At 46.6% G+C, this 13,347-nt stretch carries 14 protein-coding genes; 7 read left to right on the forward strand and 7 right to left on the reverse strand.

Annotated elements, in window-relative coordinates; all coding sequences use genetic code 11:
- The 6 genes from addA (at position 1) to ACFSUO_RS06700 (ending at position 8,381) form a co-directional block, all read left to right on the forward strand.
- The gene (gene addA, locus ACFSUO_RS06675) at positions 1-3,720 is read left to right on the forward strand and encodes a helicase-exonuclease AddAB subunit AddA (protein ID WP_382392352.1); all 3,720 of its coding nucleotides are present in this window, start codon (positions 1-3) and stop codon (positions 3,718-3,720) included.
- A 225-nt stretch (positions 3,721-3,945) separates the two neighbouring features.
- Positions 3,946-4,089: a cytochrome c oxidase subunit 2A gene (locus ACFSUO_RS06680; RefSeq protein ID WP_382392354.1), complete on the forward strand. Its 144-nt coding sequence runs from the start codon at positions 3,946-3,948 to the stop codon at positions 4,087-4,089.
- 12 nt (positions 4,090-4,101) lie between these two features.
- Entirely contained in the window at positions 4,102-4,563 is a 462-nt protein-coding gene (locus ACFSUO_RS06685) for a cytochrome c oxidase subunit II (protein ID WP_382392356.1), read from the forward strand.
- A 12-nt stretch (positions 4,564-4,575) separates the two neighbouring features.
- On the forward strand, positions 4,576-6,255 hold the full coding sequence (locus tag ACFSUO_RS06690; protein ID WP_382392358.1) for a cbb3-type cytochrome c oxidase subunit I: 1,680 nt from the start codon (positions 4,576-4,578) through the stop codon (positions 6,253-6,255).
- Positions 6,256-7,185: 930 nt separating this feature from the next.
- A complete protein-coding gene (locus tag ACFSUO_RS06695; RefSeq protein WP_382392360.1) occupies positions 7,186-7,824 on the forward strand; it encodes an SCO family protein in 639 nt (212 codons plus the stop codon).
- Positions 7,824-8,381: a hypothetical protein gene (locus tag ACFSUO_RS06700; protein WP_382392362.1), complete on the forward strand. Its 558-nt coding sequence runs from the start codon at positions 7,824-7,826 to the stop codon at positions 8,379-8,381. Before ACFSUO_RS06695 ends, ACFSUO_RS06700 begins: the two co-directional genes overlap by 1 nt.
- 53 nt (positions 8,382-8,434) lie before the next feature.
- On the opposite strand, the gene ACFSUO_RS06705 is transcribed toward ACFSUO_RS06700, so the two are convergent.
- From ACFSUO_RS06705 to ACFSUO_RS06735, 7 genes are all read right to left on the reverse strand, one after another.
- Complete coding sequence (locus ACFSUO_RS06705; RefSeq protein ID WP_382392364.1) at positions 8,435-8,653, reverse strand: spore germination protein; 219 nt, start codon at positions 8,651-8,653, stop codon at positions 8,435-8,437.
- Positions 8,654-8,695: 42 nt separating this feature from the next.
- A complete protein-coding gene (locus tag ACFSUO_RS06710; RefSeq protein WP_382392366.1) occupies positions 8,696-9,094 on the reverse strand; it encodes a spore germination protein GerPE in 399 nt (132 codons plus the stop codon).
- A gap of 5 nt (positions 9,095-9,099) precedes the next feature.
- Complete coding sequence (locus ACFSUO_RS06715) at positions 9,100-9,273, reverse strand: spore gernimation protein GerPD (RefSeq protein ID WP_382392368.1); 174 nt, start codon at positions 9,271-9,273, stop codon at positions 9,100-9,102.
- The gene (gene gerPC, locus ACFSUO_RS06720) at positions 9,270-9,824 is read right to left on the reverse strand and encodes a spore germination protein GerPC (protein ID WP_382392370.1); all 555 of its coding nucleotides are present in this window, start codon (positions 9,822-9,824) and stop codon (positions 9,270-9,272) included. The genes ACFSUO_RS06715 and gerPC overlap by 4 nt, the downstream gene beginning before the upstream one ends.
- A gap of 66 nt (positions 9,825-9,890) precedes the next feature.
- Positions 9,891-10,097, reverse strand: a complete 207-nt coding sequence (locus tag ACFSUO_RS06725; RefSeq protein ID WP_382392372.1) for a spore germination protein GerPB — start codon at positions 10,095-10,097, stop codon at positions 9,891-9,893.
- 14 nt (positions 10,098-10,111) lie between these two features.
- On the reverse strand, positions 10,112-10,327 hold the full coding sequence (locus ACFSUO_RS06730) for a spore germination protein (RefSeq protein WP_382392374.1): 216 nt from the start codon (positions 10,325-10,327) through the stop codon (positions 10,112-10,114).
- A 249-nt stretch (positions 10,328-10,576) separates the two neighbouring features.
- The gene (locus tag ACFSUO_RS06735) at positions 10,577-11,773 is read right to left on the reverse strand and encodes an ornithine--oxo-acid transaminase (RefSeq protein ID WP_382392376.1); all 1,197 of its coding nucleotides are present in this window, start codon (positions 11,771-11,773) and stop codon (positions 10,577-10,579) included.
- Positions 11,774-12,872: 1,099 nt separating this feature from the next.
- Here ACFSUO_RS06735 and ACFSUO_RS06740 point away from each other — a divergent pair.
- Positions 12,873-13,238, forward strand: coding sequence for a YisL family protein (locus ACFSUO_RS06740; protein WP_382392378.1), 366 nt, complete (start codon positions 12,873-12,875; stop codon positions 13,236-13,238).
- Positions 13,239-13,347 lie beyond the last annotated feature (109 nt).

The following is a 13,347-nucleotide window of genomic DNA, read 5'->3' on the forward strand; positions in this document are numbered from 1 at the left end:
ATGGCTGGATGGACGAGAAAACAAGAAGAAGCGATTTACACAGATGGCAAGGATGTTCTGGTTGCTGCCGCCGCAGGATCAGGGAAAACAGCCGTACTGGTGGAACGTATCATTCAAAAATTGACCCGTCAGGAGGATCCCGTTGATATCGATTCCCTGCTTGTTGTCACCTTTACGAACGCGGCAGCACAGGAGATGCGCAGCCGAGTCGGGCAGGCACTGGAAGCGAAACTAGCGGAAAACCCAGCCTCGCTTCACCTGAAAAAGCAGCTGTCCATGCTGCAGCGTGCGTCTATCACGACATTGCATTCTTTTTGCCTTGATATAGTGAAACAGTATGCTTACCTGCTTGATATCGATCCTTCATTCCGGATTGCGGATGATTCGGAGGCGGATCTGATCAAGCAGGAAGTAATCGATGATTTATTTGAGGAGTGGTATGGTAAAGACGGACAAGAACAGCAGCGTTTCTTTTCCGTTGTGGACCGATTTTCCAGTGACCGAAGTGATGCGGATGTCGAAAAACTCATCCTGAAATTGTATGATTTTGCCATGCAGAATCCATGGCCTGAATCATGGCTGGATGGGCTAGCCAGTGCGTATGAAATCCCGGATGATTGGCAGGAGGAAGATCTGGACTGGCTGGCTATCATTTATAAAGAAATCAAAAGTGAGCTGGACGCCATCGAACAGGAGATGCAGTTGGCGCTGGAGGTGACGAGGGAAACGGATGGTCCCTATCACTATGCCGATACAGTGGAAGCTGACTTTTCCAATCTGGAGCAGGCGCGTGCCCGTCTCCACTCGTGGGATGAGCTGCAGGCATATATGGCCGCAAGTTCGTTTAAGCGTTTATCCGGGAAAAAAGCCGACTGTGATGAAACGAAAAAAGAAAAAGTGAAAAATCTGCGTGAACGCTACAAAAAACGCTGGAATGATATGAAAGAAAAATGGTTCAGCCGCAACCTGGAAAATCATGTGGCGGACATGCAGGAACTGGCACCGGTTATCAGGCACCTGGCAGAACTGGTCAAACAGTTTACGTACCGCTTTAGTGAACAGAAGCGGGAACGGGCGATTGTTGATTTTTCCGATTTGGAGCATTATTGCCTGCAGCTTTTGGCGGGCGAAGCATCAGGGCCTGGACATGTAAAGCCCTCTCATGTGGCGGTAAGCCTGCGTGAGCAATTTACAGAACTGCTCGTTGATGAATACCAGGATACCAACCTTGTCCAGGAGACCATTCTATCGCTCATAAGTGACCAGGACGGGCCAGGCAATATGTTCATGGTTGGCGATGTGAAGCAGAGCATTTACCGTTTCCGTCATGCGGAACCATCGCTGTTTATTGACAAGTATAAGCGTTTTGCAGATACGGCCAGCCCTGCCGCACGCATTGATCTCGCCAGCAATTTCCGCAGCCGGAAAGAAGTACTTACTGGAACAAATTTTGTTTTCCGGCAGATTCTTGATGAGGATGTTGGTGAAATCAGCTATGACGAGGATGCGGAATTGATTTATGGTAATGACAGGTATGATGCCGTTCCGCATGCCGAACCGGAACCTGAACTTGTTATCATTGACAGGGAAGCAAATGATGAACCGGAAGAAATGTCACCTGAAGAAGAGAGTTATCAGGATCTGGAAAAGGCTCAACTGGAAGCTAGGGCATATGCGGAAAAGATAAAGGACTGGATTGGAAAAAACGGTAATGCCCCCATGCAAGTGTATGATAAAACGATTGACGCCCAGCGGGATATCCAATATCGTGACATGGTCATTTTAATGCGTTCCATGAATTGGGCACCAACCATTATGGATGAACTGAAAAAACAGGGGATACCCGTTTATGCCGATTTGTCGACCGGTTATTTTGACGCCATTGAAGTAAAAGTTATGCTGAACTTTTTAAAAGTGATCGACAACCCAAGACAGGACATTCCGCTCGCATCTGTACTGAAGTCACCGATTGTCGGCATGAATGAGGAAGACCTTGGCCGAATCCGTCTGGCAAACAGGTGGGGAACCTATTATGATGCATTAAAGGCCTTCTGTCGGCAGAGCATGGATGAGACAGCCACGAAGGCCGATCGTTTTCTCGACAATCTTGCCCGTTACCGTCTGGCATCACGCCAGGGGGCACTCTCAGAGTTGATTTGGCAGATTTATAGAGAAACAGGCTACTATGATTTTGTCGGTGGCATGCCAGGAGGACGGCAGCGCCAGGCTAATTTAAGAGCACTATATGACCGGGCGCGCGGGTATGAAACGACCTCATTCCGTGGGTTGTTCCGCTTCTTGCGGTTCATTGAACGGATGGAAGAACGCGGGGATGACTTAGGTGCTGCCCGTGCCCTCAGTGAACAGGAAGACGTTGTCCGGATGATGACGATTCATAAAAGCAAGGGGCTGGAATTTCCGGTCGTTATTCTTGGAGCGATGGACAAGGAGTTTAATGTGCAGGATCTGAATGAACGGTATTTGCTGCATAAGGACCTTGGCATGGCCAGCAAATATATCGACCCGGTTAAACGGATCACCTACCCGACACTGTACTATCATGCGATGAAACAGGAAAAACGGCGGGAATTGCTGGCGGAAGAAATGCGTGTGTTGTATGTTGCCATGACACGTGCGAAAGAGAAACTGCTGATGGTCGGAAGTGTCGTCTCATTTACCAAAAAACAAGAGAAATGGGAGCAGATGATTGATCACGCCGACTGGATCCTGCCGGCACATTACCGTGTAAAATCGAAATCATACCTGGACTGGGTTGGACCTGCATTAATCCGGCACAAGATGAATGATGCACTCAGAACGGAAGATGTTGCAGATAAAGTGCTGGAGGAGATTCGTGTTGACCCATCCCAATGGAAGGTAACGGTCACGCATGGAAGTGCTTATACGGATCTGGAGAAAGACTCCGAACACGAGGACAGTCATCTGAGAGAAAAACTCATGAACTGGGAACCGCTGGACATGGAAGAAAATGCTTATACGGAAGCAGTAGCCAACAGGCTGTCTTACCGTTATCCTTACGAAGAGGCGGCCAGATCCCGTTCAAAACAGACGGTCACCGAGCTGAAACGACAACGTGAACAAAAGGATGAATACAGCAGTGACCAGTTGATTGCCCAGTTTCAGCCGCCAATCGTCAGACGGCCCGCTTTCATGCAAAAACAAAAAGAAATCACCGCCGCAGAACGAGGGACGGCCATGCATACGGTGATGCAGCATATTCCATTAAAACAGCCACTCCAGCCTGAACAGATCACAGAGTTTGTGGAATCACTGGTTGAAGGGGAATTTCTCACGCGGCAGGAAGCGGACGCGATTGATGGGCATGCCATTTCCGAATTCTTCACAACAGCAATTGGGCAGAAGGTAATAAATGCAGCAGAAGTTTATCGGGAGGTGCCTTTCAGCTTAACTCTCCCGGCAAATGAAGTCTATGCCGACTGGACAAATGATACCGAGGAACAAGTGCTGATTCAGGGTGTGATTGACTGTGTCATCCCAATGGAAGACGGATGGGCCATTCTTGATTATAAAACGGATACGATGACCGAAGAAGTGGCAGAAACGGCAAAGGAAAAACTTCGCAAACGGTATGACGTACAAATGAACCTTTATAAAGAAGCGCTCGAGCGCATTTGGAAAAAGCCAGTAAAGGCGGCACACCTTTATTTCTTTTCCAAACAGCTCGAACTGGAAATGTAGTACCATTTGTGGCGAAATTGTTACAACGGGAATATGGAAAATCATCGGGCCAAATCCTTGTCATGTCAAGGATTTGGCCTTTTTATTTACGCAAAAAAAGAAAGACGTGTGCATTCCCCCGGGTGGTGTTATGGAAATCACACTTACCTGTGATGCAGTTCACTTCGATAATGCCCCCCACTGACTATGATGTAAGTGAACCGAATCAATGAGGAGGGAGTATGTATGGAAGCTTCAAAACAGAGTGCTCCAAAAAATAAGAATGATGAAAAGTCTTTGAGAGGTACATTTGCATCAGTGCTGATCGTTGCAGCTATTATCGTCGTCATGTGGGCCGGTGTGTTCTGGCTTTATATGGAAAGAGTTTAAGGGGGGAACGGTATGCATCGTCTGGAAGAAATTTGGCTAGCGTTAAGTGCCGGTATTCTAGTTATTTTCATGGTTATCGTTGGTTATCAGGGATTTGCACTCGGCATGGGACCACCGAGCAATATGGATACGATTGACCCGCAAAAGGTTGATGAGACAGCTCCATTTGATGAGCCCGGGGTTTACAAGCGAGGCGAGAACGAATATGAAGTTATCATGACACTCCAGGCATTCTCATTTAATCCTGGTGACATTGAAGTGCCAGCTGGAGCGAAAGTTACGTTTACGATGACGTCCAAGGATGTAACGCACGGGTTTCAGGTTGCCGGAACAAACATAAACGCGATGGTGATGCCAGGGCACATTCAAAAAATCACGCATTCATTTGATGAGCCTGGCAACTATCTAGTTCTGTGCAATGAATACTGCGGGACAGGGCATCAGCTGATGTCCACCGAGATTACGGTGAAGTAAAGGAGTGATAGTATGGCAAGGCCGCTAAAAGATATTATTTATGATGACCCAAAAAAAGTCTTTGGGCCGAACCCGAAAGATGCCAGAATAACGAAATCCTATTTGTCAGTCGCTTTTATTACATTGCTTATCGGCGGGGTTCTCGGTTTACTGCAGGGACTCGAGCGGGCTGGGCTCATGGAATTGCCGGCATGGCTGAATTACTATCAGGTATTGACGGCCCATGGGATTCTATTGATCTTAATTTTTACGGCAGCATTTACGATTGGTTATTTATATTCCGGATTCGCGCATACGATCGGCGGTTTGCTTCCGAAAGTCCGCAAGATGGCCTGGACCGGATTTGGTCTGATACTAGTAGGAGTTGTGCTGGTTGTCGCAACTATCCTGGCAAATGAGGCATCTGTCTTATATACATTCTATCCACCGATGGCAGCGTCACCTGTGTTCTATATTGGACTGGTATTCATTGTACTGGGAATCTGGTCGAACTGTTTCGGTGTGTTTATCAACTATAACCACTGGAGGAAAAACCATAAAGGGCAAGTAACACCGCTGTTTGCTTTCTTCACCATGGGAGTATTCGTACTCTGGTTTTTCGGAAGTTTGGGTGTGACCTATGAGGTGCTTACACTTATCCCTTGGTCACTTGGCTGGAAAGAAACAGTCAATGTCATGGTGAGCCGTACATTGTTCTGGAGTTTCGGTCACACATTGGTGAATATTTGGTACATTGTCGCATCATCTGCCTGGTATGTTGCTATCCCGAAAATTGTTGGCGGGAAGCTGTTCAGCGATAAACTGGCAAGGGTTGTTGTCATCCTGCTTGTCATCCTGAACATTCCGGGAGGATTTCACCACCAGATCATTGACCCGGGAATTACGGAAACCGTTAAATTTCTGCACGTGTTCATGAGTATATCCATCGCATTCCCTTCCCTGATGACAGCATTCGCTATGTTCGCTGTTCTGGAGCGTGCCGGACGCAAACATGGCGGAAAAGGATTGTTCGGATGGTTTAAGAAATTGCCTTGGGGAGATGTTCGCTTCCTGGCACCAATGATTGCAATGATTGCATTCATTCCTGGCGGTGCAGGCGGACTGATTAACACAAGTAACCAGATTAACCAGGTCATTCACAATACACTTTGGGTTGTCGGCCACTTTCATATAACCGTTGGTGTATCAGTTGTACTCACTTTCTTCGGTATTTGTTACTGGCTTGTTCCGTTCATCTCGAAACGCAAATTGACACCGCAGATGAACAAATTGGGAATCATTCAGACGATCACATGGACGGTCGGAATGATATTGATGTCCGGTTCACAGCACATGGTTGGTCTTTTGGGTGACCCAAGACGGACATCCTACACCACTTATGGTGATCACGAAACAGCACTAAGCTGGATTCCGTACGAATATGTCATGGGAATTGGTGCAACATTGCTTCTGCTGGGTGTCATTATCCAGGTATATGCTGTATTTAATATGATGTTCTTTGCACCAAAAGGCGAAACAGAATTCCCAATCGGTGAATCGGAAGACGACGCACTGCCAACACCACTATGGACGGAACGCTGGAGTCTTTGGATTATCCTGATGCTGATGGTGGTTGCCATGGCATACGTTATCCCGATTGTTGACTTTATCGTGAATGGACCTCCGGGATCACCGCCAATCAAGACGTGGTAATACCTTCACATGTTAAAGAGATAGTCCACTAGTTTGGACTATCTTTCCATAAGGCTGTTTTCGCAAATGATGTTGTTTTCCAGTGCAGTTGACCTAAACTGCGACATATTGAAAAATCTCTTTCGTAAGTACTTGAATTCGCTCCGGCAGAATACTTGGCGCTCGTCGTGTTGGAAGTTTTTCGGTGAAGCAGCACTCCTCGCAGGTTGAAGCGTACTCGGTGAAGCATTGCTTGTGCTCGTCGTGTTGGAAGTTCATTCAGTGGAGTGGCACTCCTCGCAGAAGAGGGGATTTTCATCCATTGATTTGGTGAAAAGCTTTTCGGTGGCCTCGACTTTTGGCCTTGAGAAGCCTTCTCTCGGACTTTTTGGCCCACTTTTGGCTGGCTTTTGGCCTTGAGAATCCTTCTCACGGACTTTTCGGGCTGCTTTTGGATGCTTTTTGGCCTTGAGAAGCCTTCTCTCGGACTTTTTGGCCCGCTTTTGGGTGGTTTTTGGCCTTGAGAAGCTCTCTCAAGGACTTTTCGGCCCGCTTTTGGGTGGTTTTTGGCCTTGAGAAGCTCTCTCAAGGACATTTCGGCCCGCTTTGGGGTGGCTTTAGGCCTTGAGAAGGCTTCTCCCGGACTTTTCGGCGGCACTTTCCCGCGAGGAGGCTGAAGCCGTGCCCGCGGGAAAGAAGACACTGCAAAAAGGATTCGGCTAAATACGTCACGTACTGTGACAACGCCGACCCTAAAGCATCTTGTTCGTGGGAGCAGATGTCGCGCTTGCCCTGTGGGTGAAAGCGACTGTCCGGAGCGGAATTCTCCCGTGCACCTGCGTCGCGGTTTATACAAATTGTTTAGTAGGGTTTAATTATCTAGAGTGGCGCAAACAGCAACAATTTAGTAGAAAACAGCCTTCCATAAAAATTCTTTGGGATGTGATCGTCATGATCAAAAGCCGGCGAAATACAATTGCGACTATGGTTGTGATCGTTTTTGGCTTTGTGTTGTTCTATACTGGTACAGACGGATTTCGCGCGTTCACAGCAGAAAGTGCACGAACATATGAGATTTTGCAGAACAAACCCGAGTTCCCTTCTGTCACACTGGAAGATAGCAAAGAACGAACGTACACATTTGACGAGTTTGCTGATGGAAAGTATGTGTTTGTCACGTTTATGTACACGAACTGCACCACCGTTTGTCCCCAGCTGGAAATGAACATGGCCCAAGTTTATGAACAGATACCGGATGATTATATTGGCGAGGACATCGTTTTTCTAAGCATTAGTTTCGACCCGGAAAGAGATGACCCTGCAACTTTAGAAAAGTATCGTGGCTATTTTAACAGTGACGGGGAAACATGGCGAATGGCAAGAATTAACGATAAGGAAGAATTGGATGCATTGCTTGATGAACTGGGTGTGATTGTTATTCCAAATGACAATGGTGATTTCACACACAACAGTGCTTTTTACCTAATTGATAAGTCCGGTCATCTGCAGGAAGTGATGGAATACACACTGATTGATGAAGCTGCCTCCAAAGTAAATGAGATACTGGCAAGACAGGAGGAGGATGAATGATGAAACAAAGTTTTTACGGACTTCTCTTGTTTATCTTTCTCATTCTGCCACCTGTCGCAGCCATTATGGAGTCGGTCATGATTGTGCATATGCATATGCAGATGACGCTTTTAGTCATTTCCGGACTATTGATGGGGCGCTTTTTCCAGTTGAAATTCCCCCGGTTTTTCAGTAAATGGAATGCAAATGGCATCCCCGGCATTCTTTTATTTGTCATTATTTGGAGCTATTGGATGGTTCCGCGAGCGATGGATGAAGCACTCACGATGCAAATGGTTGAACTGTTTAAGTTTGGGAGCCTTCCATTTCTGGCCGGTGTTCCATTACGGGACAGCTGGAAGAAGATTGGTGCAGCCGGTCAAAAAGTGATATTTGGATTTTTAGTTATCATGTTTTCTTTAATGGCCTTGCTGTATATTGGCGCTGACAGCCAGATCTGTAACAATTATTTGGAAGTGGAACAAAAAACGCTTGGCTGGGGCTCGCTGTTTATTGGTGCATTGCTATTGATTTACGTTATTCAGTTATTTTTCATTGACCAGTCGGAGTATGAATAGTGCCGGGTTAATTCAAAAAAAGCGATCTGTCCCGTGGGGTGCTGACAGATCGGTTAAGCGTTAGCAGAAATGTTTTGGTCGTTGACATCTGGGTCCAGTGGGTTGGTTGAGCTGACACCGTTATTGGTGTTGATGAAATCACCGGTATTCTGAGCTCCGGAGCCGGTGCTTGTTTTGGAAGAACTTTTCGGTGATAGGTAAAAGGAGTCACCAAAATTAACGACGCCTCCGCCAACACTATTTATTTTAATTGGTCCGACAATCGATGGCATAACAACACCTTCTTAGATTTGATATTGGTGAGCTATGATAGTTTATGAATCTGGCTGGTTCGTGTGTGTACTGCCGTCTAAATAGCGGCGGAAATGCTTGATTCGTGCTTCCCCTCGCACATCGTTGATACTGCCCACCTGGAAAATTGCAGCCTGACTGACACCGGTTATATTGATGTTGCCGACATCAATTGTATCTCCGTGGTGGAATGTGTTTTTTTGAACGGAAGATTTTTGGTGCGGCCAATTTGTCTCCATATGGAACAGGGAGTAGCTTTCAAATTCCACACCATCTTCATCGGTAAAAATGGCGCCTTCTTTTTGAACGGCGATCCCTTTCGCTTTCGTCCAGGCGTATGTTGTATCACCAATATTGAAGATGCCGCTGTAGGTCAACCCATTCACTTTAATGTTATCAACAGAGGATGTTCGCTGCTGCATGGACGTCACCCTGATAAAGGAACAATAGTCCCAAGTGCAGCTGCTTCAGGTGGGGTATCATAGAAAGACGAGAGGACAAAGCTTTCATTGTCGCCTACCAGAAATACAGACGATGCTGTTACGGTACCGACATCAATATTGTCGACTTGCAGCCCCCAATTGTGTACTTCCATATTCATCTGTTATCATTCCCTTCCATATACTTGCTTAAGGAGTGGCGGATTTCGTGTTTAATCTGATCCGCAATATATGTTTTGGTCTCTTCTTCATTCAAATTGCGCTGATCACGCTTAGCCTCTTGTTCGTAAAAGGCTATCCGGTCCGGCAGCTGATTGGCGATGTCTTCCGTAAGAACGGCTGGATCGATATTTTCCGAAGGGATCTGATGCTCTTGTGCGATTTCCTGGATAAGTTGTTCGCCGTTTCTGTGCAAATACGACTTCAGTTCAGACAGCAGCTGCTGTTTAAATGTGGACGAGCCGGAACCGGGTACGGATAAATCGTCAATGTTTTTCAGGTCATTCGGGGATAAACCGATATGCAGGGTTCCTTCCAAGTTTTCTATTTTTAACTGGTCAAAATTGTATTCTACCTTTTCAACGGTTTGCTTTTTTTCTTGATTGTTATCATTCTCGATATCCTGCATTCTTGATTCAAGTGAATGGATTAACTGGTCCTGTTTATCAATCCGCTGATGGAGATAGTAGATATAGTTGTTCCAGTTATTCATGGGGTGGTCCTCCTTTTAACTGGGCAAAGGCCTACACACAGCATATGCATTTTTCGCTGATGTGTGTTACGGCCCGGGCTTTTGCAGGCGAATGATAGCTGGCTCACCAATCGGTTCAGCTGGTTCTGCCGGCTCGGTGTACCCGCCTGTATTATAAACATCTGATTGTGACTGGATGCTGCCGGTACTGCCAATCTGAAGTACAGATGAGTTGGATATCGCCTCCACCTTGATGAAATGGATGGAGATGGTCTGGTGTATAGCGAAATGCATGGTAATCCCTCCTGTCAGGAAATGATATTCTGATCCGCCTTATCCGTATCAGTCACGTATGTGGTTGACTGTCCGAGCCTGATGTATGTTCCGTCGCCGGTATTGAATGAACCGCCGCCAGCATAGGTTTTTGCGTTGCTTTCCGGGCGCATGGTATATACGTCTCCGATGTTAAAGATACTGGAATTTCCAATGTTATTAACTTTAACTGCACCTACTTTCGCTGGCATTCGTACTTCCCCCTTCTATGTATATAGCTTATGTGCGGAAGCGGATTTGTGAAACTATAATGCACTATATGGAAATTTGGAATGGTTTCGTGCGCGTAGGGTACTATCGGTGGAAGGTCGGCCCGGCCGCTTGAGCGGGTGTGGATGAGTTTTACTTATAAGATAAGGCAGCCGCTGGGGGTAGCGGGTTGATGTCTGGTGGAAATAAGAAAGGGCTGTTCCATTTGTTGGAGCAGCCCAGCAGGAAAATTAGCCTTTTAATACTTCTTGAATGTGTCCAATAGCCCAGTCAAGATCTTCCTTTTCGATCACAAGTGGTGGTGCAAATCGAATAACGTTATCGTGTGTTTCTTTGCACAGCAGGCCTTTTTCTTTTAATGCTTCACAGTATGGGCGGGCCGATTCGGTCAGTTCAACCCCAATGAAGAGGCCTTTGCCGCGTACTTCTTTAATCTTTGGATTATTGATTTTCTTCAATTCATCCATCATGTGATTGCCGAGTTCCAGCGAACGATCGGCCAGTTTTTCTTCCTCCAGTACTTCCAGAGCGGCTGTAGAAACGGCACAAGCAAGCGGATTTCCGCCGAATGTCGAGCCATGTGACCCCGGATTGAAGACGCCAAGAACATCTTTGTTGGCAACCACGCAGGAGACAGGCATGATACCGCCGCCAAGTGCTTTGCCCAGAATCAGGACATCCGGTACAACATCCTCCCAGTCACAGGCAAACATTTTTCCGGTCCGGCCTAGTCCCGCCTGAATTTCATCGGCCATGTACAGTACGTTATTTTTAGCACAAACGTCATACGCTTCTTTCAAAAATCCTTCCGGTGGTATGTTGATTCCGGCTTCACCCTGGATAGGCTCAAACAGGAAAGCTGCCGTATTTTCAGTGATGGCTTCTTTCAGTGCGTTGATGTCACCGTATGGGATAACTTTTATGCCTGGGAGCAGAGGACCGTATCCGCGCTGGTATTCAGCTTCGGAAGAAAGGGAGACGGCTGTCATTGTCCGGCCATGGAAGTTCCCTTCACAGACAATGATTTCCGCCTGGTCATCTGCAACGCCTTTAACATCGTATGCCCAGCGGCGGGCGGCTTTAAATGCCGTTTCGACAGCTTCGGCACCGGAGTTCATGGGAAGTGCCATTTCTTTATTCGTTAGCTTGCAGATTTTTTCATACCATGGTCCGAGCTGATCGTTATGGAATGCCCGAGAGGTCAGGGTAACAGCATCTGCCTGACTTTTTAGCGCCTGCACGATTTTCGGATGGCGGTGCCCCTGGTTCAATGCAGAATAGGAGCTCAGCATATCCATATAGCGGTTGCCTTCCGGGTCTTCCACCCAGACACCTTCAGCTTTGGATATGACAACAGGAAGCGGGTGATAGTTTTTGGCGCCATATTCCTGCGTTTGGTCAATGATCTGCTGGCTTGTTTCAGTCATAGTATCCCTCCGAATTCAAAAATACATTGCAGTTTCATTATAACAGTTTTTGGGCTGTATTACTTCTATTCTGTAAGTTCTTTTGTTGTAGGTTGTTTTTAAATTGCAGTTGATTTAAACCGCGACATAACTGCTTAAAAATTAAGTGACAGCGCTCCAGAAATACACTTGGTACTCGTCGTGTTGCAAGCTTATCAGTGAAGCAGCACTCCTCGCAGGTTGAAGCGTGCTCAATGGAGCTTTGCAATGTGCTCGTCGTGTTGCAAGCTTATCAGTGAAGCGGCACTCCTCGCGGAAGGGGAAATTTTCATCCATTGATTTGGTGAAAAGCCTCCCCTTTTTTCTTTTAATTAATCAACATTTGAAAAAAGGGGCACCTTTTCAGTGGCCTCGACTTTTGGCCTTGAGAAGCTTTCTCTCGGACTTTTCGTCCCGCTTTTGAGTGGCTTTAGGTCTTGAGAAGCCTTCTCTCGGACTTTTCGACCCGCTTTTGGATGGCTTTAGGTCTTGAGAAGCCTTCTCTCGGACTTTTTGGCCCGCTTTTGGATGGCAATTGGTCTTGAGAAGCCACCTCTCGGACTTTTTGGCCCGCTTTTGGATGGCAATTGGCCTTGAGAAGCCTTCTCTCGGACTTTTCGGCCCGCTTTTGGGTGGCTTTTGGTCTTGAGAAGCCATCTCTCGGACTTTTCGACCCGCTTTTGGGTGGCATTAGGTCTTGAGAAGCCTTCTCTCGGACTTTTCGACCCGCTTTTGGATGGCTTTAGGTCTTGAGAAGCCTTCTCTCGGACTTTTCGACCCTGCTTTTGGGTGGCATTAGGTCTTTAGAAGCCTTCTCTCGGACTTTTCGACCCGCTTTTGGATGGCTTTAGGTCTTGAGAAGGAGCGGAAATCTCCCGTGCCCCTGCAATCGCAGTTTATACAAATTGTTAAGCAAGTTTTCATTCTCTAGAGTGACGCAAGAAGCAACAATCTTTTAGAATGCAGCCTTTGTTTATACCGTTCAAATAATTTTCAAATGCTTTTCGCGATGGGACATGTTAAGATGGTAATTATGGAATAGAAACTAGGAATGTATGCATGAAGGAGGAACGGTTGGTAAATGAATACACATTTGCACGTGACGGCATGGGTATTGGCATTCATCCTTTTCATCGTTGTTGTTGCACTCAATAAATCGGGGAAAGCGAAGGGTGCAAAAATTGTACAAATGATTCTTCGATTGGATTACTTACTAATACTGTATTCCGGTGGTTCATTGCTTGGTGCTTATTTTAACGGCCCACAGATGGGTGAAGCAATTTTTAAAGCACTGGCAGGTATCTGGGTGATATTTGCGATGGAAATGATCAGCTTGAAATCAGGCAGGGAAGAAGCGACGAAAAGCTGGTGGATTCAGCTTGTCATTGCTCTCATTCTCACATTGATTTTAGGGTTTGGCCGGCTTGGCCTTGGATTTTTGCCATAGAAAAGCAGAACGGATTGGGCTTTCCCGAGTGGGGGAGGCCCTTTTTGTGCGACGGGCAGTCGCACCTAGTGTAGATTACTACACTGAACTAACTTTTAAAGGATTAGAG

The sequence above is a fragment of the Lentibacillus juripiscarius genome, from assembly GCF_042685205.1.
GTDB classification, from domain to species: Bacteria; Bacillota; Bacilli; order Bacillales; family Amphibacillaceae; genus Lentibacillus; species Lentibacillus juripiscarius.

What these genes read in the sequence shown, in the direction of transcription:
- addA (WP_382392352.1), top strand. Translation starts at nt 1, where the DNA reads ATGGCTGGATGGACGAGAAAACAAGAAGAAGCGATTTACACAGATGGC.
- ACFSUO_RS06680 (WP_382392354.1), top strand. Translation starts at nt 3,946, where the DNA reads ATGGAAGCTTCAAAACAGAGTGCTCCAAAAAATAAGAATGATGAAAAG.
- ACFSUO_RS06685 (WP_382392356.1), top strand. Translation starts at nt 4,102, where the DNA reads ATGCATCGTCTGGAAGAAATTTGGCTAGCGTTAAGTGCCGGTATTCTA.
- ACFSUO_RS06690 (WP_382392358.1), top strand. Translation starts at nt 4,576, where the DNA reads ATGGCAAGGCCGCTAAAAGATATTATTTATGATGACCCAAAAAAAGTC.
- ACFSUO_RS06695 (WP_382392360.1), top strand. Translation starts at nt 7,186, where the DNA reads ATGATCAAAAGCCGGCGAAATACAATTGCGACTATGGTTGTGATCGTT.
- ACFSUO_RS06700 (WP_382392362.1), top strand. Translation starts at nt 7,824, where the DNA reads ATGAAACAAAGTTTTTACGGACTTCTCTTGTTTATCTTTCTCATTCTG.
- ACFSUO_RS06705 (WP_382392364.1), bottom strand. Translation starts at nt 8,653, where the DNA reads ATGCCATCGATTGTCGGACCAATTAAAATAAATAGTGTTGGCGGAGGC.
- ACFSUO_RS06710 (WP_382392366.1), bottom strand. Translation starts at nt 9,094, where the DNA reads ATGCAGCAGCGAACATCCTCTGTTGATAACATTAAAGTGAATGGGTTG.
- ACFSUO_RS06715 (WP_382392368.1), bottom strand. Translation starts at nt 9,273, where the DNA reads ATGAATATGGAAGTACACAATTGGGGGCTGCAAGTCGACAATATTGAT.
- gerPC (WP_382392370.1), bottom strand. Translation starts at nt 9,824, where the DNA reads ATGAATAACTGGAACAACTATATCTACTATCTCCATCAGCGGATTGAT.
- ACFSUO_RS06725 (WP_382392372.1), bottom strand. Translation starts at nt 10,097, where the DNA reads ATGCATTTCGCTATACACCAGACCATCTCCATCCATTTCATCAAGGTG.
- ACFSUO_RS06730 (WP_382392374.1), bottom strand. Translation starts at nt 10,327, where the DNA reads ATGCCAGCGAAAGTAGGTGCAGTTAAAGTTAATAACATTGGAAATTCC.
- ACFSUO_RS06735 (WP_382392376.1), bottom strand. Translation starts at nt 11,773, where the DNA reads ATGACTGAAACAAGCCAGCAGATCATTGACCAAACGCAGGAATATGGC.
- ACFSUO_RS06740 (WP_382392378.1), top strand. Translation starts at nt 12,873, where the DNA reads ATGAATACACATTTGCACGTGACGGCATGGGTATTGGCATTCATCCTT.